Origin of the sequence: Oceanihabitans sp. IOP_32 (assembly GCF_009498295.1) — a bacterium.
GTDB classification, from domain to species: Bacteria; Bacteroidota; Bacteroidia; order Flavobacteriales; family Flavobacteriaceae; genus Wocania; species Wocania indica.
This window is the reverse complement of the sequence record NZ_CP040813.1, coordinates 166,811-188,023: the sequence shown is the minus strand read 5'-3', so window position 1 is coordinate 188,023 and position 21,213 is coordinate 166,811. Positions and strand designations below refer to the sequence as shown.

Sequence of the window (21,213 nt, the reverse complement as noted above, 5' to 3'; positions counted from 1 at the left end):
ATGAAACTAAAATTCTTATGGAATACTTAGAATTTGAATTACCAATAAAAGAACTGGAGGATCAATTATTAAAATGTCAAGTAATTGGTGAAGAAAGCGTTGATGTTACAGAGACTTGTCAACAAATTGAAAATAAGTTAAAGGCTGTTCAAAAAGACATATATAAAAATCTAACGCCTTGGCAGCGCGTACAATTGTCACGTCACCCTAATAGACCTTATACAATGGACTATATAAAGGCCATTTGTGGGGACACATTTTTAGAGCTTCATGGTGATAGAAATTTTAAAGATGATAAAGCCATGGTTGGCGGATTAGGTAAAATTGGCGATCAATCCTTTATGTTTATTGGTCAGCAAAAGGGATACAACACTAAAACCCGCCAATACAGAAATTTTGGTATGGCTAATCCTGAAGGCTACCGTAAAGCTTTACGTCTAATGAAATCTGCCGAAAAATTTGGAATTCCTGTAGTTACACTTTTAGATACGCCTGGAGCCTATCCTGGATTAGAAGCTGAAGAGCGGGGACAAGGCGAAGCGATTGCGAGAAATATTTTAGAAATGACACGTTTAAAAGTACCTATAATTACGATAGTGGTTGGCGAAGGCGCCTCGGGTGGTGCATTAGGCATTGGTGTAGGCGATCAGGTGCTTATGCTGGAAAACACATGGTATTCGGTAATTTCTCCAGAATCTTGTTCTTCTATTCTTTGGCGCAGTTGGGAGTATAAAGAATTGGCTGCAGAAGCTTTAAAACTTACTGCTCCAGATATGAAAAAATTAAAAATAGTAGATGAAATAATAAAAGAACCACTTGGAGGTGCTCATAGAGATAGAGAGAAAACGTTTGCTTCAGTGAGTGCGGCCATTGTAAAAACTTACGAGACCTTAAAAAACTTATCACCAACAGATTTGGTTTCAAAGCGAATGGATAAATATTTAGAAATGGGAGTTTATAAAGGGTAATCCTTTTGATGGCGCAAGACCTTGAAATCTGAAGTTAGGAGCTTCAGATTTTTTTGTGCTTATTCACAATATAATTAAGTTATTAACAATTAATTTGTTAACTTTAAGTTGATAACACAAATTCATTTTGACTAGATAAACACGAGCATTTTAATTACTTTTGTAATCATGAAACAACCCAAACAGATCCAAGGATACAAAGTCGATAAAAGTACTATTATAAGTCTTGAGAAAGGAAAAATACCGCCTCAAGCTCTTGATTTAGAGGAGGTTGTTCTTGGTGCCATGATGATTGATAAAAAAGGCGTCGACGAGGTAATTGATATTTTAAGCCCCGAAGCCTTTTACAAAGAATCGCATCAATATATTTTTGAAGCTATTTTTCAATTGTTCGAAAACAGTGAGCCAGTAGACTTATTAACCGTTTCTACACAGTTAAAGAAGAATTCAAAACTAGAATTAGCAGGTGGCGATTTCTATTTAATATCTTTAACTCAAAAAGTATCTTCTTCGGCACATATTGAGTTTCATGCACGTATTATTTTGCAAAAATTTATTCAGCGTAGTCTCATAAAAATTTCCAACGAAATTATAGAGGATTCATACGATGAAACAAAAGATGTTTTTGATTTATTAGACAAGGCCGAGTCTAAATTATACGAGGTTACTCAGGGGAATATAAAAAAATCAAGCGAAACGGCACAAGAACTCGTTATACAAGCTAAAAAGAAAATTGAAGAGATTTCTAATAAAGAAGGCTTGAGTGGTATTCCAACAGGTTTTAATAGACTCGATAAATTAACCTCTGGTTGGCAGCCTTCAGATTTAATTATAGTGGCTGCTCGACCTGGTATGGGTAAAACGGCCTTAACCTTGTCTATGGCGCGAAACATTGCCGTAGATCAAAATATACCAGTTGCTTTTTTTTCCTTAGAAATGGCATCTGTACAATTAATAACACGTTTAATTTCTAGTGAAACAGGCTTGTCTTCAGAGAAATTACGTACCGGAAAATTAGAAAAGCACGAGTGGGAGCAGCTTAATGTAAAAGTTAAAGGCTTAGAAAAAGCACCTTTATTTATTGACGATACTCCATCACTTTCAATTTTCGATTTACGTGCTAAAGCACGACGTTTGTCTTCGCAGCACGGGATAAAACTAATCATGATCGATTATTTGCAACTTATGACGGGAGGGAGTAGCCATGCAGGAAACCGTGAACAAGAGATCTCGATGATTTCTCGAAATCTTAAAGCTTTAGCTAAAGAATTAAATGTTCCAGTAATTGCATTATCTCAATTATCGCGTGCCGTAGAAACACGTGGCGGTAGTAAAAGACCTCTTTTATCAGATTTACGTGAATCTGGTGCGATAGAACAGGATGCCGATATTGTATCGTTTATTTACAGACCAGAATATTATAAAATTGATGAGTGGGATGACGATGAACGCTCACCTACCGAAGGTCAAGCCGAATTTATTATAGCCAAGCATCGTAATGGTGGTTTGGAAAATATTAGATTGAAGTTTATTGGAAATTTAGGTAAGTTTGATAATTTAGATGACTTTGATTCTCCTTTTGAGTTTCATTCTAAAATGAATGCGGCTGCAAATGACGATGGTTTCCAAACAGATAGTTTTAAAGCGAGTCCAGACCAAGCTTTTGGCAGCTCGTTTAATGGTGAAGATGATGATGTTCCGTTTTAAGTTAATTTTTTCTACCAGATAAACAGGTTAACGCTGTACTAAATTTGGATCAATCGTTAGAAAAGAATAATTTTTAAGTATCTTTCGGTGTTAAATCATAAATTGTTATTTCAAGCCAAGCAAGAAATTTCAAAAATAAGTGAAACCCAATTTTGAAGAAGATATTTTTTACGCTACTGTTGATCGTTTTAGGGTTTAAATCCTATGCCTCCTACATTCTTATTCCCATGGATGCCGAGCATCAAAAAAATCACTTGAAAGCTTATGGTATAACGTTTTGGACGCTCGATAAAGATTTAAAAGTTAAATGGCTGCTTAATTATCGCGGGGGTTCTTTTTTGTTACCGAATACCGAAAGTATCCAGCGAGAATGTCAAATACGAGGAGTTTCATTCGAAATCATTTCAACACCGAAAGCAGAGCTTATTTTAAAAGAAATTAGTAGTCCCAGTAAAAATATGGAAGCTGTAATTTTAGAGAAAGCTCCTAAAATTGCAGTTTACAGCCCTTCTGGAAAACAGCCTTGGGACGATGCTGTAACTTTGGTTTTAGAATATGCCGAGATACCATACAAAACAGTTTACGATGAAGAGGTGCTAAATGATCACTTGTTATTATACGATTGGTTGCATTTGCACCATGAGGATTTTACAGGACAGTTTGGTAAATTTTATTCGGCCTATAAAGCCGCTAGCTGGTATATCGAAGAAAAAAAAGAGGCGGAAGCTTTAGCAAACAAACTCGGTTTTTCTAAAGTCTCTCAAGCCAAACTGGCAGTGGCCTTAAAAATTAGGGATTATGTAATTGGTGGTGGTTTTATGTTCGCGATGTGCAGCGCCACAGATAGTTTTGATATTGCCTTAGCTGCCGAGGGTATTGATATTTGTGAACCGATGTTTGATGGCGACGGTAGCACCCCAGCTTATCAAAATAAAATAGATTACAGTAAAACTTTTGCGTTTACAAATTTCACTTTAGAAAGAAGTCCGAATGTTTACGAGTTTTCTTCAATAGATATGACCAGTAAGCGAAGAATTCCTAAAACTACCGATTATTTTTCACTCATGGAGTTTTCTGCTAAATGGGATCCTATTCCAACCATGTTATGTCAAAACCACACCGCCTTGGTTAAAGGGTTCATGGGACAAACAACGGCTTTTACAAGAGACGAAATAAAATCTAGTGTATTGGTTATGGGCGAAAACAAATCGAATGGCGAGGCCAAGTATATTCATGGAATTAAAGGAAAAGGTTTTTTTACTTTTTATGGTGGTCACGATCCAGAAGATTACCAGCATAGAGTAGGAGACCCCAAAACCGAATTGCAATTACATCCCACCTCTCCAGGCTACCGACTTATTTTAAATAATATATTGTTTCCAGCAGCAAAAAAGAAAAAACAGAAAACTTAATGTGAGGCAAGTCGAGTATTACAGTTTATATGGTTAATCTCAATAATAATAATTTCTTGACATAAATAGCCTAGAAAATTACAACACGCGAGCGTAAAAAATTTCGTATAATTCATAAATTTTTATAATTTCGTTTTTTAACATAAAACCATCTATATGTCAACAAAAGACGAAATTCTAAAAAAAGTACAAATCCTTATTACACATCATTTTAAAACACCAGAAGATGCTTTTCGTTTTTTCGATGAGAATGGAGATGGAAAATTGTCGAAAAAAGAGGTGAAAAATCTACTTAAAGAAGCTGAAATTAATGGTTTTATTCGAGGATTAGTATCGTCTAAACTTATTGAAGGTTACGATAAAGATAACGATGGTTATATAAACTGGGAGGAGTTTAAAGCTGCCATTAGCGAGATTAAAAATTAAGAGCTGTACTGTGTTTTACTTCGTTTATAACAAACATACTGTGTGTACTGCCAATGTGATTAATGGTTGTTAACTTTTTTACCATAAACTCTCTAAAAGCCGCCATGTCTTTAACGAGTACTTTTAGTAAATAGTCGTAGTCGCCACTTATATGATGGCACTCTAAAACTTCGGGTAAAAGCTTAACTTCTTTTTCAAAACTTATCACGTAGTCTTGACTATGTTTTTCTAGTCTTACATGACAAAACACAAGAAAATTTCTATCAATTTTTTGTTTATTTACTAGAGCAACATACTTGTCTATACAGCCTTCTTTTTCAAGCTTTTTAATGCGTTCGTAAACCGCCGTAACCGATAAGTTTAATTTATTGGAAAGGGCTTTATTAGTCTGTTTACTATCTTCTTGTAAGTAAAATAGTATTTTTTTATCGATATCATCAAAGGTCATTTTCGAAAAATTTTCATAATTAAACGCTATATGGTCTGTAATTTAAACATAAAATCTATGAATAAGAATTTATTTAGATTTATTTTCTGATAATAACTACTTCTATTGTATTTTAGTCTAAAAATGATCATTTTTGAGGTAAAAATATATCATTATGGCTTTTAAACCTGCTAATCACATTCAAGATTTACAGTATTTTGGCGAATTTGGAGGGGTAAATCCTTCCATATCAGACTCATCAACCTATACATTCTTATCGGCAAAATCGATGCTTGATACTTTTGAGGGTAATACAGAGGGTTGTTATTTATATTCCCGACATTCTACACCCTCAAACCTGTATTTAGAAAAGGCTTTAGCAGTTATGGAAAATACAGAAACTGCAAATGTTTCTGCTTCGGGTATGGGGGCTATAACTCAGGTTTTATTGCAGTGTTGCGCTGCTGGCGATCATATTGTTTCAAGTAGAACAATTTATGGTGGTACCTATGCTTTTTTAAAAAATTTCGCACCCCGTTTTAGAGTTGAAACCAGCTTTGTGGATATTACAAAATTAGAGGCTGTTGAAGCTGCTATTACAAAAAACACGAAGATTTTGTATTGCGAATCGGTTAGCAATCCACTCTTGGAGGTTGCAGATATTACAGCCTTGTCGAAACTGGCCAAAAAACACCATTTAAAATTGGTCGTTGATAATACGTTTTCGCCGTTATCAATTTCTCCCGCTGTTTTGGGTGCAGATGTGGTTATTCATAGTTTAACGAAGTTTATAAACGGCTCTAGCGATGCTGTTGGAGGTGTGGTTTGTGGCACTCAAGAATTTATCGACGATTTACGAAATATAAACCATGGCGCTGCTATGCTTTTAGGTTCTACATTGGATAGTTTTCGCGCTGCCTCGATTTTAAAAAATCTTAGAACGTTACATATTAGAATGCAGCAACACAGTTTTAATGCTGCTTTTTTAGCTGAAAAATTTGAAGCCGATGGCTTAAAAACGGTGTATCCTGGTTTACAATCTCATCCTTCGCATCAATTGTTTAAATCGCTTATGAATACAAAATATGGTTTTGGTGGTATGCTAACTATTGATGTGGGAACCCAAGAGAAAGCTAATGCGCTTATGGAGTTAATGCAAAAGCGAAACATTGGGTATTTGGCCGTAAGTCTCGGTTTTTATAAAACTTTATTTTCTGCATCAGGAAGCTCTACGTCTTCAGAAATACCAGACGACGAGCAAGAGGAAATGGGTTTAAGTCCGGGGTTAATTCGTTTTTCTATTGGCTTGGATGCCGATATTGAACGTACCTATAAAATGATGAAGACCTGTATGCTCGAGTTATCTATTATACAAGCGTAATAGCTTCTATTAGAAACAAATTCACAAAAAATGAACGTCTTCTTAAGATACAATACTATTTCTACTTGTGTACATGCTGTTAAAATTGTAACATTACGCAAACAAAATTAAATAGATGCAAGAATACGATAATATTCCAGAAGCAAAGGGTCAAGATGAAAAAAACATTATCACTAACAAAGAGTTAAGTATTTGGGAAGCCTTAATACCCGTGTTTGCTCTTGTGGGTATGTTAGCTTATAACATATTTATTTTTGGAGACGAAGCTTTAGGGGGTAGTAATCAATTTATACTGTTGCTTGGAGGTGCAGTTGCAGCTATGGTTGGCTATAGAAATAAAGTTTCTCATGATCGCATGATTGCTGAAGTTGCAGAAAATATAAAATCGACTTCAGGGGCGATCTTAATTTTGTTAATGGTTGGTGCATTGGCTGGCACATGGTTGATAAGCGGTATTATTCCAACCATGATTTATTACGGTTTGCAAATACTTAATCCAACCATATTTTTAGCGGCCTGTGTTATTATTTGTGCTATTATTTCTGTGGCCACTGGAAGTTCTTGGACCACATCGGCCACTGTGGGTATAGCCTTGGTTGGTATTGGTGAAACTTTGGGGATATCGATTGGAATGACCGCTGGAGCAGTACTTTCGGGAGCTTATTTTTGGTGATAAAATGTCACCTTTAAGTGATACTACTAATTTAGCAGCTGCTATGGCTGGAAGCGAATTGTTTTCGCATATTAAATACATGACTATAACGACAGTTCCAACCGTGGTTATTACTCTTCTTATTTTTGTAATAATTGGGTTAAATATTGATACTGTAGGGGCACCAATAATTCAAGATAAATTAGAAGCTATCGAAGGGGCATTTAATATTAGTCCCTGGTTATTTGTAGTTCCAGCTGCTGTTATTTATTTAATTGTCAAGAAAAAACCGCCTTTAATCGCTCTTTTGTTAGGCGCCATTTTTGGTGGGGTTGCTGCTATTATAGCTCAGCCAAATATTGTTGCAAACATTGCTGGAGCGGAAACCTTGAATTTACACACGGCTTATAAAGGTGTAATGCAGGCTATCACTGTCGATACGGCGATAACAACTACCAGTACAGAACTTAACGATTTATTTACAGCAGGAGGTATGAAAGGGATGTTAAGCACGATTTGGCTTATTATTTGCGCCATGGTTTTTGGAGGCATTATGGAGGCTATTGGTGCATTGTCTCGAATAACAACCTCATTATTAAAAATAGCTACCTCTACATTTGGTTTATTTGCCAGCACTGTAGCAAGTTGCTTAGCACTTAATTTAACTGCATCAGATCAATATCTTGCTATAGTTGTGCCTGGAAAAATGTTTAAACAAGCCTACGAAGATAAGGGCTTGGCGCCAGAGAATTTAAGCAGAACCCTAGAAGATTCTGGAACAGTGACCTCGGTGCTTATTCCATGGAACACCTGTGGGGCTTACCATTCAAAAGTACTTTTTGGTTATGCTGGAGCCACAGCATATATTCCTTTTGCCTTTTTTAGTATTTTTAGTCCTATTATAACCTTGCTTGTAGCGGCTTTCACAATAAAAATAAAGCAGCTAAAATCAAATAATAAATAAAAATTAGGGCGTTATTTCAATATAACTAAAATCTATACACAGATAAGAAATTTAAATTTTATTTCTTATGTGATCTGGTATGCTATAGTATCTTCGCATCGAAAAAATATTACTAACTTTAAATTAATATTCCACATGTCATTTGTAGGTAAAAAATTTCCAGATTTAAATGTCGACGCCATGAACGAAATGGGCGACACTTTTAAAATCAATGTTTTAGAAGAAGCGGTGAACAAAAACAAAAAAGTGGTATTGTTTTGGTATCCAAAAGATTTCACATTTGTGTGCCCAACAGAATTACATGCTTTTCAAGCCGCTATAGCAGAATTCGAAAAACGTAACACGATACTTATTGGTGCTTCTTGTGATACGCCAGAGGTGCATTTCGCTTGGTTGAGTACACCAAAAGAAAATGGTGGTATAGAAGGGGTTACTTACCCGATTCTAGCCGATAGCAATAGAAACCTGTCTAGTGTTTTGGGTATTTTAGATATATCTAACGAGACTTACAATGAAGAAACTGGAACAGTTCAAGTTGAAGGGGATAATGTGACCTATCGCGCTACTTATATTATTGACGAAGAGGGAATTGTACAACACGAAAGTATTAACAATATGCCAATTGGGCGAAATGTAGGAGAATACATTCGTTTAGTAGACGCTTTAACTCATGTTCAAGAAAAAGGCGAAGTTTGTCCTGCAAACTGGGAAGAAGGAAAAGAGGCCATGACTGCTAGCGTAAAAGCAACCGCCGAATATTTGGCCATGAACTAAAAATATAAATAGGCCTGTAAAGAAATTATTTACAGGTTTATTTAATTTAATTATAAATTTATGATACAAGAATTAGATCAGGATAATTTAAAAGAAGTTGTTTCAAATAACAATACCGTAATTGTGCAATATTCTGCAACTTGGTGTGGAAATTGTCGTATAATGAAACCAAAGTTTAAAAAATTAGCTTCAGAGCATGAGGGCGCTTCTTTTGTGATTGTAGATTCAGAAAAATTTCCAGAATCTAGAAAATTAGCAACTGTAGATAATTTACCGACGTTTGCTGTTTTTAAAGGGGGTGAATTCGTAAATCAAGTTCAGACTAATAAATTTGAAGTTTTAAAAGAGCTTGTTGCCGAAGTTGTCTAGTATAAATAATTTAAATGCATATTTTCCAAATTTAGGAAGATAAACAACACAATGAAGTTACCCGTAATTAAACACTTAACAAAATTCATTGAAGAAAACGATGAAGATTTTGTAATAGAGACTATTGAAACCCTAGAAGCTTTAACGGAAGTTCCTTCTTTAAAAGATGAAGAATTAGATGTTATTGGTGAGCTTATATCCAATATGTATGGCGCTATTGAAGTCCATAAAATGGTAAAGGAAGGCACGCCTCAAAAAGAAGCTTTAAATAATTTTATGACACGTGTTTTAGGATCTATTGATAGTTAATAAATATGACAATAAAACATAAAAGCGCTTTGTCTTACTAAAATAGATAAAGCGTTTTTTTTATTGACATTATTTTACTCATAATAAATGGAAAAGCGCTAAAATATTCATATTTTTAAAGTTTAACAGAAATACATCTTAAAAATGGCAACAATTACATTAAAAGGAAACACGATACATACTTCTGGAAACTTACCAGAGGTAGGCGCAAAAGCTCCAGATTTTTCATTAATAGCAACCGATTTATCTGCTAAAACACTAAACGATTTTAAAGGCGAAAAAGTAGTTTTAAATATCTTTCCGAGTATTGATACCGATACCTGTGCGCAATCGGTAAGACAGTTTAATAAAGAAGCCAGTGCATTAAAAAACACTAAAGTACTTTGTATTTCGCGCGATTTACCGTTTGCACATGCTCGTTTTTGTGGTGCTGAGGGTTTAGAAAACGTTATAGGTTTATCAGATTTTAAAGCTGGAAATTTTGGTGAAACTTATGGCTTAAATATAACCGACGGCCCCTTGGAAGGTCTGCATTCTCGTTGCGTCGTTGTACTGGATGAGAATCAAACTGTAAAGTACATCGAGCAGGTAGGCGAAATTGTAGACGAACCAGATTATAAAGCAGCCTTAGAAGCCGTTATAAATGCCTAAAAAAGAGTCGCTTTTATTAAATCGTATAAAAAGTGTGAGCTACGCCTTCAAGGGGGCAATGCTGCTTCTAAAAACAGAGTCTAGTATAAAAGTTCAATTTTTTTTGGGAGTACTTGTAACGATTGCAGGATTTTATTACCGTATTTCTATGACCGAATGGATGGTTCAGTGTTTGGCTATTGGTCTAGTAATGAGTGTTGAAGGCCTTAATACCGCTATTGAGAAAATCGCCGATTTTGTCCACCCAGAATATCATGAAAAAATTGGCTTAATAAAAGATATTGCTGCGGGTGCCGTTTTTATTGCTGGAATCTTCGCCGTAATAATAGGGATTCTAATTTACACGCCTAAGATTTTTTAATATACGATTACGCTTAGGATAAACGTTAGTAATTTGTATTTTTGTCGAGTTATTTTTTTTACTCAACTTTAGTTTTAAATTAGTTTCGTTTAGGCGGAAAGTAAATATGGCGAAAAAAAAATCAAATATTGGTAAGTCAACAAAAACAAAAGTTAAAAAACCGGCTTTTAAGTTGTCTAGTCAACAAAAACTTATTCTGGGCAGCTTCTTGGTGATAATCGGTATTGTTTTATGTATGTCGTTTATCTCTTTTTTCTTTACAGGAAAAGCAGATCAAAGTAGTTTATCTGCTTTTACCAATAGAGAAGTTGAAACACAAAACTGGTTAAGTAAGGTAGGCGCTTGGTTAAGTGATTTGTTTATACAGCGTGGCTTTGGAGTCGCATCATTTATATTTGCTGGATTATTTTTTATTTCGGGTGTTTACGTGCTTTTAGATATCTCGAAGACCAAAATTCGTAAACATTGGTTTTGGGGTCTATTGATTATTATCTGGATTTCTATACTTTTTGGTTTTTTTGGAGACAAAAATGATATTTTAGGTGGCACAATAGGTTTCGAAATAAACACATTTCTTCAAGTCTACATCGGTAAAACTGGTGTTATACTACTGTTACTATTTGGTCTCATTACTTATTTAGCCATTCGTTTTAAGTTGACGTTTCAAGGGATTTTAAATGTTTTTAAAACTACTAAAAAGGATATAAAAGACGAGTTTTCTCAGGCCGACAAAGGCTTTTCTGCTCCCTTAGATAATAATCTAGCCGAAGAAGCTGAAGTTATAAAAACCGCTTATAATATAGATTTAGAGGAGAATGATTCTGTTGTAAAGCAAGAGCCGCCATCGGAAAGCATAACCCCATTGGAGGTTAAAATTGCCGATGAAGAGCAGGAGACAGATGTCGAAATGAAGGTAGAAAAAGTGGTTGAAGAACAATCTGAAACCGATAATTTAGCAAATAAATTAGTAGAAGATTTTGGGCAGTTCGATCCCACGCTAGATTTGAGTAATTATCAATTTCCTACAATCGATCTTCTAAAAAAATACGACACCGAGGGCATTACAATTAATCAGGAGGAGCTTGAAGAAAACAAAAATAAAATTGTAGAAACTCTAAGTAATTACAAAATTGGAATTGCAAGTATAAAAGCTACAATTGGACCAACCGTTACACTTTACGAAATTGTACCTGAGGCTGGTGTACGCATCTCTAAAATTAAAAATTTAGAAGACGATATTGCGTTGTCGCTATCTGCACTAGGCATTAGAATTATTGCACCCATTCCAGGAAAGGGTACCATTGGTATAGAGGTGCCAAATAAAAATGCAACTATTGTTTCTATGCGTTCGGTTATTGCATCAAAAAAGTTTCAAACCTCAGAAATGCAATTACCAGTTGCCTTAGGTAAGACTATTAGTAATGAAACTTTTGTTGTAGATCTTGCAAAAATGCCTCATTTACTTATGGCAGGGGCAACAGGTCAAGGTAAATCGGTTGGTTTAAATGCTGTTTTAACCTCATTATTATACAAAAAGCATCCGGCTGAAGTAAAGTTTGTTTTAGTCGATCCTAAAAAAGTGGAACTCACACTTTTTAATAAAATTGAACGACATTATTTAGCAAAATTACCAGACAGCGAAGAGGCGATTATAACAGACAATACCAAAGTAATCAATACCCTAAACTCTTTGTGTATTGAGATGGATAATCGCTATGAATTGCTTAAAAATGCGTTATGTAGAAACATTGCAGAGTATAACGTAAAATTTAAGGCGAGAAAATTAAACCCGAATGAAGGGCATCAATTCTTACCGTATATCGTGTTGGTGGTCGATGAGTTTGCCGATCTAATCATGACTGCCGGTAAAGAGGTAGAGACACCAATTGCTCGACTAGCTCAATTAGCACGTGCCATTGGTATTCATTTAATTATTGCAACTCAAAGACCTTCGGTTAATGTTATTACCGGTATTATTAAAGCAAATTTCCCTGCTCGAATAGCCTTTAGGGTAACCAGTAAGATAGATTCGCGAACCATTTTAGACACCTCTGGGGCAGACCAACTTATTGGTCGCGGTGATATGTTATTTACCCAGGGCAACGATGTTATTCGCGTACAATGTGCATTTGTTGATACACCTGAAGTGGAACGCATAACCGAATTTATTGGATCGCAAAAAGCATATCCAGATGCACATTTATTGCCCGAGTATGTGGGAGAAGAAAGTGGCACAAGTCTTGATGTAGATATCTCCGATCGGGATAAACTATTTAAAGACGCTGCCATTGTTATTGTAACAGCACAGCAAGGCTCTGCGTCTTTATTGCAGCGCAAGTTAAAGTTGGGCTACAATAGAGCTGGTCGAATAATAGATCAATTAGAAGCCGCAGGTATAGTGGGGCAGTTTGAAGGTAGTAAAGCTCGACAAGTTTTAATCCCCGATTTAATTGCGCTCGATCAACATTTAGAAAACGAAATATAAATGAATAGAATTTCCGCTTAAGCGGAAGTAAAAAAAACAGATAAAATGAAAAAAGTTATAAGTGTTTTATTAATTATGCTTTCTGTAAGTGCTATTTCTCAAAACGGTGGAAAAACCTTATTAGAAGAAGTGTCGGCTAAAGTAAAAAGCTACGATAATATTTCAATCGATTTTAAGTATGTTTTAGAAAACACCTCCGAAAATATAAAACAAGAAACACGTGGTGATGTTGTTATGGAGGGTGAGAAATACCGATTAAACATCCTCGGCATCACAAGATTATTTGATGGTAAAACCACCTATAGTATAAGTCCTGAAGATGAAGAAGTTAGTGTTTCGTCTCATCAAAACGATACCGATGATAATATCACACCAAGTGAAATGCTATCTTTTTATGAAGACGGATACACCTATGCTCTGGATATTGAACAAAATATAAAAGGCAGAAAAGTTCAATATGTTAAATTAACACCTATCGACACAAATTCTGAAATTAAACACATCCTCTTGGGTATCGATAAACAAACCAAGCATATTTACAACCTAATTCAAATCGGTAAAAATGGTACAAAAACCACACTTACGGTGATTTCCTTTAAAACAAACACCCCTTTATCGAAAACCTTATTTACCTTTGATGCGAATAAGTACAGCGATTATTATATCAATAAATTAGACTAGCTAATCTTTGTGAAAATATTAGACCGTTACATCCTAACTACATACCTTAGAACGTTTCTTAGTGTATTTGTAATACTCATGCTTATTTTTGTATTACAAACCATTTGGCTTTATATCAAAGAACTGGCAGGAAAGGATTTAGATATTGTTGTTGTTTTTAAGTTCTTAATTTACTTTATGCCAAAGTTAATACCTTTGGTAATACCACTTACTATTTTGTTATCGTCCATTATGGTTTTTGGTAGTTTTGCCGAGAATTATGAGTTTGCAGCCATGAAATCTACGGGGATCTCATTACAACGTGCTATGTCGGGATTAACGGTGTTTATAGTAATTTTAGGTTTCACGACATTTTTATTTTCTAATAACGTTATTCCATGGGCAGAATATAATTCGCTTAATTTACGTAAAAATATAGCTAAGCTTAAACCTGCAATGGCCTTAGCTACTGGGCAATTTAACCAAGTTGGCAACTATAATATCAAGTTTGCCAGTAAAAGTGGCGATAGGGGGCAGTATCTTAACGATGTTATAATTCGAATAAAAAGCCCGAACCAACGCACCAATGCAACAACGATAAAATCGGTGTCTGGAGAGCTTGTTGGTGAGGAGTCATCTAATGTTTTAAAATTAATTTTGTTGGATGGTCATTATTATAATGATATTCATCGCAAAAAAATAAAAGAGCGAAACAAGAAGCCTTTTGTTAAAAGTGCTTTTGAAAAATACACGATTAATATCGATCTTTCTCAATTGGGCGATAATGTTGATATTGACGATAAGTCTTATTCAGACCGGCACAATATGCTTAATTTAAGCAGATTAAATTACACTATCGACTCGCTTACTCAAAAACGTAATAAAGCCCACCAAGTATTGTCTAATAACCTATACCAACGTAGTAATATAGCCAGACTTGATAAACTTATACCTGCTCCAGTTAAAAGCGATGTGCAACCCAAAACCGATTCTATTTACACGGGTGAAATATTGGATTTATTTGAAAATGAAAACAAATCCCAGCTCCTCGATTTGGCTTTAAGAAATATAAAAAGTACAAAGCAAATTATTGAAGCTAAGCAAACAGAGCAAAAATTAGCAAAAATTAATTACAATAAACATATTATATCTTTTCATGAGAAATTAGCGCTAGGCTTTGCCTGTGTTATTTTGTTTTTTGTGGGCGCACCGCTGGGCGCACTTATAAGAAAAGGTGGCATTGGGTTACCAATGGTCATAGCCATAGTCTTATTTCTCACTTACCATTTTATAGGTATTTTTGCTTTAAACAGCGCTAAAAGTGGCAATTTTAATCCTATATTAGCCAGTTGGTTCTCAACGCTTGTTATGTTGCCTTTAGGCGTTATTTTAACCAAAAGAGCCACAGAAGACAAAAGCTTGTTTGAATTTGGGAATATTGTAGAACCCCTTAAAAAGGTTCTCCGTATTAAAGCTAAAAATAGCACTAATTATAAATTTCTAGAATCGCAAACAGAAGAGGAGTTAATTGAAATTGTAAAAAATGATAAAGCGCTAGGTCATCACCAAAACACGAGATACGAAGCCATAAAAGTATTGCGTTTAAAAGGGATTTCAAGTGATGATTTAAGGGCTCAAGGTGTATTAATAAATAAAACATACGACACCTCACAGAGGCTTTCAAAAAAATACCAAGTGCAATCAAAATTAGCCCTTGTTTTTTATGGGATTACCATTTTATTATTGCTCTTGTTTTTTGTGTTTAAAAACAACAAACTGCCTTCTTTGCAAGCCCTTTCAATTCAAATATCTGGCCTGAGTTTGGTGTTGTTTCTAATTTATTACATAAGATCTATTCTTAATTTAAGTCGTTTTTATACTCATATAAATAAAACGGACAAAAAACCAAAACTGGCGCTTTTAATTCTAAGTGTGCCATTATATCCTATAGTTTATCCTTTTTTAAATGTTAAAATTAAAGCGGATTTAAAACAAAATTGTTTGCTAAATTTAAAATAAATAACACCTTTAAATGATGACAGTAAAACCTATTACCAATAATAATTCCGATTTTAAACTTAACACCATTCATGAAGCGATAGAAGATATAAGGGCTGGTAAAGTGATTATTGTTGTAGACGACGAAAATCGGGAGAATGAAGGCGATTTTGTTGCTGCTGCCAATAAGGTCACGCCTGATATGATTAACTTTATGGCTACCCATGGTAGAGGCTTGATTTGCACACCACTTACCGAGAAAAGATGCAAAGACTTAGAGCTTAATATGATGGTGCATAATAATACCGATCCTATGGAAACCGCTTTTACAGTTTCGGTAGATTTAAAGGGACATGGGGTTACAACTGGTATTTCTGCTAGCGATAGAGCAAAAACGGTTCAAGCTTTAATAGACCCTAACACAAAACCCGTTGATTTGGGTAGACCAGGACACATATTTCCGTTGGTAGCCAAAGAAGGCGGTGTTTTACGCCGTACGGGACATACCGAAGCTGCCATCGATTTTGCACGTTTAGCAGGATTAGAACCAGCAGGGGTTATTGTTGAAATTATGAATGATGATGGATCGATGGCTCGCTTACCCGAACTTATAGAAGTGGCCAAAAAATTTGATTTAAAAATTGTATCTATTGAAGATTTAGTCGCCTACAGAATGCAGCACGATTCTTTAATCGATAAAAAAGAAGATTTTCAAATCGAGACCCGCTTTGGAAGTTTTAGGTTAAGAGCTTACGAGCAAACTACGAACAACCAAGTGCATATCGCCCTAACAAAAGGCCAATGGAAGGATAATGAGGCTGTACTCACTAGAATTAATTCGACTCTTGTAAATAACGATATTTTAGGAACCCTAACCAATAATGTAGAAATTCGATTAGAAAGAATGTTTAACTTAATAAACAAGGAAGGTCAAGGCGCTGTTATTTTTATTAATCAAGAATCGCAATCTTTTAATGTTTTAAAACGCCTATTTTATTTAAAAGAAAACCAAGAACCAAATAAAATTTGTAAAGCACCAAAGAAAACTATGGACAATCGCGATTTTGGTATTGGCGCTCAAATTTTACACGATTTAAATATTCATAAATTGCGTTTAATATCGAATACCGAGCAAACTAAACGTGTGGGCTTAGTAGGTTATGGTTTGGAAATTGTAGATTATGTAAAGTATTAAAGCTTAATTTTTTTTTATCGAACTGTAAAGGAAATCTTATAAACCATATAAATTACAGCGCTAAAATTTAAAAATAGAATTAAATGCCTATGGTTGCGATACTAAAAAGAAGTTTTTAGCATTTTAAAAGTTGTAAATTTGCCTCGCGTTAAGGATAGTAGCGGCATCCTTTTTTGTGCTCGTTTAAGTTTATAATTATAGTGTATTTAAGCGATTAAAACACGATGCTTGTTTAAACATAAAAATATAGGCACTAAAAAGATATAGCGTATAGCCTGACGCTTTTACCTTATAAAAAGGTATAAGCGTAACGCCCAAAAACGATTAAACACAATTAAATTAATAATAATGAAATTTTTTATTGACACAGCAAATCTTAATCAGATTAAAGAAGCACAAGACCTTGGTGTGCTTGATGGTGTAACAACCAACCCGTCGTTAATGGCAAAAGAAGGTATTACGGGACATGACAACATTTTAAAGCATTACCTTGCTATTTGTAACATTGTTGAGGGTGATGTTAGTGCCGAAGTTATTTCTACAGATTTTGAAGGTATGGTTAGAGAAGGAGAAGCTTTAGCCGAATTGCACGACCAAATTGTTATTAAGCTACCCATGATTAAAGATGGTATTAAAGCGTGTAAATATTTTTCAGAAAAGGGCATTAAAACGAATGTAACCTTGGTTTTTTCGGTAGGACAAGCTCTATTGGCAGCTAAAGCAGGAGCGACTTACGTGTCACCTTTTATTGGTCGTTTAGACGATATTTCTACCGATGGATTGAACTTAATTGCAGAGATTAGACAGGTTTTTGATAATTATGACTTCGATACTGAAATTTTAGCAGCTTCTGTGCGTCATACGATGCATGTGGTAGACTGTGCAAAATTGGGTGCCGATGTTATGACGGGGCCATTAAGTTCTATTGAAGGTTTATTAAAGCATCCGTTAACCGATATTGGTTTAGCGAAATTTATAGAAGATTATAAAAAAGGAAACTAGAGCTAGAGTTAACTTTTAAAGTTTAAAAGCCTTACACCTATTAAATAGGGTAAGGCTTTTTTAGTTGTTTATAAGGGCTAGCAGTTCTTCCTCGAAATGTCGAGCAAAAATATTCGCTTTACCGTTAATTATCCTTTGGTTTTTATCGATAATGAAAGCCTTAGTCATGGGGTAAATTGCTAATACTTTTTTCGAGGCTTCGGCATGTTTTAATTGGTATTGGTTGTTATATGAAAAATTGTTTTGTTTTAATGCGGTTAAGGCAGCATCTAGGCCATTATCGTCTATATTAATTGAAACAAATTTAATTTCTGGATATTTAAGGCGCAACTCATTAATTTTGTATTGACTTTCTTTAAAATGTTCGTAATACGATTGCGACCAAAAAGAAATAACGGTAGCCGAGTTAATAATAGACGCTACTGCAGTATCAGAATTATTTGAATCGGTGAGTTCTACTTCTGGAAAGATGGCTCCCTTTTTTAATTTGCTTAAAGCGCTCGCATAACTCGAAACCATAGCTTTCCTTGCGGTATTCGTGCTTTTACCAGTGTAAAAATCAAGAATGGCATTATTGTCGTTAGTATTTGAGGTTTTATTTAAGTAAGCAATAGTGTAGTAATGCAGCCAATCTTCTTTTGTTGTGGTGCTGCTTATCAAGCTATCAACAAGCTTAAGTCGATCCAGATTATAACAGGCATCCGAACTTTTAAAATTTCCATTTTTGGCATGCTTGTAATGTTGTTGAAGTGCGATGTTATTAAAACTCCAACGTAAAAACGTGTTGTAAACAAAGTAATCTTTAAGAAAGCTATCGTTGTAATTTATGTGTTTACGGTAAGCATAAAAATCTTTTGGCAAAGATTCTAAAATGTTGCTTTTGTTTTTGCCATAATGCACAAAAGGGTATATTTCTTTGCTAAAATAGTAGTTATACTCAATATTGGCTTTTGCAATTTTGTTAAATAATTTAGACGGTTTATGTCTGTTTTTAAATTTACGAAGTTGCTCGAGTTTGTAATTTTTAATAGAATCCAACTGTTTTTCGTACTCGTTAGCACTTAACTGGCAGTATTTTAAGATTTTTTTCTCCTCTTTTTCGTTTGTAAGAAATTCATTAATCAAATAATTATTTTTTCTAGAGCCTTTTCCAGTGTAAACTAAAGATTCATCAAACTCAATTGTATTTAACCTAAGCAAAACGCTGTCCTTGGGTTCTAACAAAACCATCTGTGTTTCCCCACCATGTTTAAAAGCGTAAAGTCCAGTTTGTAATGGCGATACTTTGTATGTAAACCTATTATTACCATCGAGTTTAATGGTATCGATGAGTTGTTTAGATTTAGACAGAACAATAAAGTTATTGTTAGGATTAATAATTTCACCACCTAAATAGGCATAGTGGTCATTATCTGTAAAGTTTTCATTTTTACAACCTAATAACACGAAGATAACAAGTGGTGCTAAATAATAAAATTTCATATCAATTATTCAAGAACATGTTTGAGGCACAAAATTAATGCATAACAAAAATATGGCTTGTAACTAATAAGTGTTGTTAAGGCGTTGTTAAATGTTGTTTTTGTGGCTGTTAAAGACTCGATTTATGTCATAAAAATTAGTTAAGGATGTTTCGACTTACGGATTGAATTTTCTACTTTTGCAAAAACTTTTATTTAGGATTTATGTCAAGGAGTAAATCCTAATTATTATATCGATTCGCAAGTATCGCTTTTAAAAATAAAATTTCTGCGTAAAAATATTTAATACTATGTTATCAGTTTCAAACTTATCAGTTCAATTCGGCAAGCGCGTGCTTTTTGATGAAGTAAATACCACTTTTAATAATGGTAATTGCTATGGGATTATTGGCGCAAATGGGGCTGGAAAGTCAACCTTCCTAAAAATTATTTCTGGCAAGCTAGAACCAACTTCTGGCCAGGTCTCTTTAGAGACTGGAAAACGCATGTCTGTGCTTGAGCAAAACCACAACTTATACGACGAGCATACGGTTTTAGAAACCATTTTAATGGGAAATAAACCTTTGTATGAAATAAAAACTCAAATTGATGCGCTTTATGCAGATTATACCGATGAGAATGCCGAAAAAATTGGCGAGCTTCAGGTAAAATTTGAAGAGATGGATGGCTGGAATGCCGATAGTCTTGCCGCTTCAATGTTATCTAATTTAGGTATTAAAGAAGAGTTTCATCATACCCTAATGGCAGATTTAGATGGTAAGCAGAAGGTACGTGTGTTGTTAGCTCAAGCGCTTTTTGGAAATCCTGATGTGCTTATTATGGACGAGCCCACGAACGATTTGGACTATGAAACCATCTCATGGCTCGAGAATTTTTTAGCAAATTACGATAATTGCGTTATTGTAGTATCGCACGACCGTCACTTTTTAGATGCGGTATGTACGCATATTTCTGATATTGATTTTGGTAAAATTAACCATTATTCAGGTAATTATACCTTCTGGTATGAGTCGTCTCAATTAGCTGCTCGCCAGCATGCCCAACAAAACAAGAAGGCTGAAGAAAAGAAAAAAGAACTGGAAGAATTTATACGCCGTTTTTCTGCTAATGTTGCGAAAAGCAAACAAGCTACAAGTAGAAAAAAGATGATTGAAAAATTAAATATTGCCGATATTAGGCGTACCAGTAGACGCTATCCAGCCATTATTTTTGAGCAGGATAGAGAGGCTGGAGATCAAATTTTAAATATTAATGGTTTAACAGCATCAATTGATGGTGAGTTATTATTTAAAGATATTGATCTTAACTTAAATAAAGGCGATAAAGTCGTTGTGTTTTCTCGAGATTCTAGAGCAACAACAGCCTTTTATCAAATATTAAATAATAAGGAAAAAGCCGATGCGGGCTCATTTGCTTGGGGTGTAACCACCACACAGGCTTATTTACCGCTTGATAATAGTGAGTACTTCGACAATGATTTAACCTTAATCGATTGGTTACGCCAATGGGCACAAACCGAAGAAGAGCGTGAAGAGGTAAATATTCGCGGATTTTTAGGGAAAATGATTTTTAGTGGAGAAGAAGCCTTTAAAAAATCGTCTGTCTTATCTGGTGGCGAAAAAGTGCGTTGTATGCTTTCTAGAATGATGATGACTAGAGCGAATGTGTTACAATTAGACGAGCCGACAAACCATTTAGATTTGGAGAGTATTACGGCTTTTAACAACTCGCTTAAAACTTTTAAGGGTACGGTGTTGTTTACAACTCACGATCATGAGTTTGCCCAAACCGTTGCCAATAGAGTAGTAGAGCTAACTCCAAACGGTGTTATAGATAGATATACGACATTTGATGACTATATGCAAGATCCAAAAATAAAAGAATTGCGTAACAAAATGTATGCTGTTCAAACGGTTTAAAATGAGTTAACAGCGCTGTATATAATTTTTAAAATATATTAACTAAAATATAGTAACCTTATCTATTGAGAT

At 34.7% G+C, this 21,213-nt stretch carries 18 protein-coding genes and 1 pseudogene; 17 read left to right on the top strand and 2 right to left on the bottom strand.

From position 1 onward, the window contains the following. Positions 1-17: 17 nt before the first annotated feature. From FEZ18_RS00795 to FEZ18_RS00780, 4 genes are all read left to right on the top strand, one after another. Positions 18-968 (top strand): acetyl-CoA carboxylase carboxyltransferase subunit alpha, encoded by a 951-nt coding sequence (locus tag FEZ18_RS00795; RefSeq protein WP_153266549.1) that lies wholly within the window; start codon positions 18-20, stop codon positions 966-968. Between the two features lie 168 nt (positions 969-1,136). After that, positions 1,137-2,675, top strand: a complete 1,539-nt coding sequence (gene dnaB / locus FEZ18_RS00790; protein WP_153266548.1) for a replicative DNA helicase — start codon at positions 1,137-1,139, stop codon at positions 2,673-2,675. Positions 2,676-2,902: 227 nt separating this feature from the next. Further along, on the top strand, positions 2,903-4,087 hold the full coding sequence (locus FEZ18_RS00785) for an asparagine synthetase B (RefSeq protein WP_153269011.1): 1,185 nt from the start codon (positions 2,903-2,905) through the stop codon (positions 4,085-4,087). A gap of 156 nt (positions 4,088-4,243) precedes the next feature. Further along, a complete protein-coding gene (locus tag FEZ18_RS00780; protein WP_153266547.1) occupies positions 4,244-4,513 on the top strand; it encodes an EF-hand domain-containing protein in 270 nt (89 codons plus the stop codon). On the opposite strand, the gene FEZ18_RS00775 is transcribed toward FEZ18_RS00780, so the two are convergent. Next, entirely contained in the window at positions 4,503-4,961 is a 459-nt protein-coding gene (locus tag FEZ18_RS00775; protein WP_153266546.1) for an Lrp/AsnC family transcriptional regulator, read from the bottom strand. The two genes, FEZ18_RS00780 and FEZ18_RS00775, sit on opposite strands and share 11 nt — an antisense overlap. Before the next feature lie 154 nt (positions 4,962-5,115). On the opposite strand from FEZ18_RS00775, the gene FEZ18_RS00770 reads away from it, so the two are divergent. The 12 genes and pseudogenes from FEZ18_RS00770 to fsa all read left to right on the top strand — a co-directional run bounded on the left by FEZ18_RS00770 (position 5,116) and on the right by fsa (position 17,741). After that, a complete protein-coding gene (locus FEZ18_RS00770) occupies positions 5,116-6,321 on the top strand; it encodes an aminotransferase class I/II-fold pyridoxal phosphate-dependent enzyme (RefSeq protein ID WP_153266545.1) in 1,206 nt (401 codons plus the stop codon). Between the two features lie 115 nt (positions 6,322-6,436). After that, a pseudogene (locus FEZ18_RS00765) lies at positions 6,437-7,937 on the top strand (Na+/H+ antiporter NhaC family protein). A gap of 135 nt (positions 7,938-8,072) precedes the next feature. Continuing rightward, positions 8,073-8,711: a peroxiredoxin gene (locus tag FEZ18_RS00760; RefSeq protein ID WP_153266544.1), complete on the top strand. Its 639-nt coding sequence runs from the start codon at positions 8,073-8,075 to the stop codon at positions 8,709-8,711. Between the two features lie 60 nt (positions 8,712-8,771). Further along, positions 8,772-9,080: a thioredoxin family protein gene (locus FEZ18_RS00755; protein WP_153266543.1), complete on the top strand. Its 309-nt coding sequence runs from the start codon at positions 8,772-8,774 to the stop codon at positions 9,078-9,080. A gap of 51 nt (positions 9,081-9,131) precedes the next feature. After that, positions 9,132-9,389 (top strand): DUF6952 family protein, encoded by a 258-nt coding sequence (locus tag FEZ18_RS00750; RefSeq protein ID WP_153266542.1) that lies wholly within the window; start codon positions 9,132-9,134, stop codon positions 9,387-9,389. 144 nt (positions 9,390-9,533) lie between these two features. Beyond that, on the top strand, positions 9,534-10,040 hold the full coding sequence (gene tpx, locus FEZ18_RS00745) for a thiol peroxidase (protein WP_153266541.1): 507 nt from the start codon (positions 9,534-9,536) through the stop codon (positions 10,038-10,040). Beyond that, positions 10,033-10,401: a diacylglycerol kinase gene (locus FEZ18_RS00740; protein WP_153266540.1), complete on the top strand. Its 369-nt coding sequence runs from the start codon at positions 10,033-10,035 to the stop codon at positions 10,399-10,401. Before tpx ends, FEZ18_RS00740 begins: the two co-directional genes overlap by 8 nt. A 106-nt stretch (positions 10,402-10,507) precedes the next feature. Then, complete coding sequence (locus tag FEZ18_RS00735; RefSeq protein WP_153266539.1) at positions 10,508-12,886, top strand: DNA translocase FtsK; 2,379 nt, start codon at positions 10,508-10,510, stop codon at positions 12,884-12,886. 45 nt (positions 12,887-12,931) lie between these two features. After that, on the top strand, positions 12,932-13,567 hold the full coding sequence (locus FEZ18_RS00730) for a LolA family protein (RefSeq protein ID WP_153266538.1): 636 nt from the start codon (positions 12,932-12,934) through the stop codon (positions 13,565-13,567). 9 nt (positions 13,568-13,576) lie between these two features. Then, the gene (locus tag FEZ18_RS00725) at positions 13,577-15,565 is read left to right on the top strand and encodes an LptF/LptG family permease (protein WP_153266537.1); all 1,989 of its coding nucleotides are present in this window, start codon (positions 13,577-13,579) and stop codon (positions 15,563-15,565) included. 16 nt (positions 15,566-15,581) lie between these two features. Then, positions 15,582-16,739: a 3,4-dihydroxy-2-butanone-4-phosphate synthase gene (gene ribB / locus FEZ18_RS00720; RefSeq protein ID WP_153269010.1), complete on the top strand. Its 1,158-nt coding sequence runs from the start codon at positions 15,582-15,584 to the stop codon at positions 16,737-16,739. 348 nt (positions 16,740-17,087) lie between these two features. Further along, positions 17,088-17,741 (top strand): fructose-6-phosphate aldolase, encoded by a 654-nt coding sequence (gene fsa, locus FEZ18_RS00715; protein ID WP_153266536.1) that lies wholly within the window; start codon positions 17,088-17,090, stop codon positions 17,739-17,741. A gap of 60 nt (positions 17,742-17,801) precedes the next feature. On the opposite strand, the gene FEZ18_RS00710 is transcribed toward fsa, so the two are convergent. After that, positions 17,802-19,223 carry a TlpA family protein disulfide reductase gene (locus tag FEZ18_RS00710; protein ID WP_153266535.1) on the bottom strand — a complete coding sequence of 474 codons (1,422 nt, stop codon included), beginning with the start codon at positions 19,221-19,223 and terminating at the stop codon, positions 17,802-17,804. Between the two features lie 289 nt (positions 19,224-19,512). Here FEZ18_RS00710 and FEZ18_RS00705 point away from each other — a divergent pair, with 289 nt between their 5' ends. Continuing rightward, a complete protein-coding gene (locus FEZ18_RS00705) occupies positions 19,513-21,141 on the top strand; it encodes an ABC-F family ATP-binding cassette domain-containing protein (protein ID WP_153266534.1) in 1,629 nt (542 codons plus the stop codon). Positions 21,142-21,213: the final 72 nt, after the last annotated feature.

Coding starts and splice junctions, on each gene's coding strand:
- FEZ18_RS00795 (WP_153266549.1), top strand. CDS start 18: ATGGAATACTTAGAATTTGAATTACCAATAAAAGAACTGGAGGATCAA.
- dnaB (WP_153266548.1), top strand. CDS start 1,137: ATGAAACAACCCAAACAGATCCAAGGATACAAAGTCGATAAAAGTACT.
- FEZ18_RS00785 (WP_153269011.1), top strand. CDS start 2,903: ATGGATGCCGAGCATCAAAAAAATCACTTGAAAGCTTATGGTATAACG.
- FEZ18_RS00780 (WP_153266547.1), top strand. CDS start 4,244: ATGTCAACAAAAGACGAAATTCTAAAAAAAGTACAAATCCTTATTACA.
- FEZ18_RS00775 (WP_153266546.1), bottom strand. CDS start 4,961: ATGACCTTTGATGATATCGATAAAAAAATACTATTTTACTTACAAGAA.
- FEZ18_RS00770 (WP_153266545.1), top strand. CDS start 5,116: ATGGCTTTTAAACCTGCTAATCACATTCAAGATTTACAGTATTTTGGC.
- FEZ18_RS00760 (WP_153266544.1), top strand. CDS start 8,073: ATGTCATTTGTAGGTAAAAAATTTCCAGATTTAAATGTCGACGCCATG.
- FEZ18_RS00755 (WP_153266543.1), top strand. CDS start 8,772: ATGATACAAGAATTAGATCAGGATAATTTAAAAGAAGTTGTTTCAAAT.
- FEZ18_RS00750 (WP_153266542.1), top strand. CDS start 9,132: ATGAAGTTACCCGTAATTAAACACTTAACAAAATTCATTGAAGAAAAC.
- tpx (WP_153266541.1), top strand. CDS start 9,534: ATGGCAACAATTACATTAAAAGGAAACACGATACATACTTCTGGAAAC.
- FEZ18_RS00740 (WP_153266540.1), top strand. CDS start 10,033: ATGCCTAAAAAAGAGTCGCTTTTATTAAATCGTATAAAAAGTGTGAGC.
- FEZ18_RS00735 (WP_153266539.1), top strand. CDS start 10,508: ATGGCGAAAAAAAAATCAAATATTGGTAAGTCAACAAAAACAAAAGTT.
- FEZ18_RS00730 (WP_153266538.1), top strand. CDS start 12,932: ATGAAAAAAGTTATAAGTGTTTTATTAATTATGCTTTCTGTAAGTGCT.
- ribB (WP_153269010.1), top strand. CDS start 15,582: ATGACAGTAAAACCTATTACCAATAATAATTCCGATTTTAAACTTAAC.
- fsa (WP_153266536.1), top strand. CDS start 17,088: ATGAAATTTTTTATTGACACAGCAAATCTTAATCAGATTAAAGAAGCA.
- FEZ18_RS00710 (WP_153266535.1), bottom strand. CDS start 19,223: ATGAAATTTTATTATTTAGCACCACTTGTTATCTTCGTGTTATTAGGT.
- FEZ18_RS00705 (WP_153266534.1), top strand. CDS start 19,513: ATGTTATCAGTTTCAAACTTATCAGTTCAATTCGGCAAGCGCGTGCTT.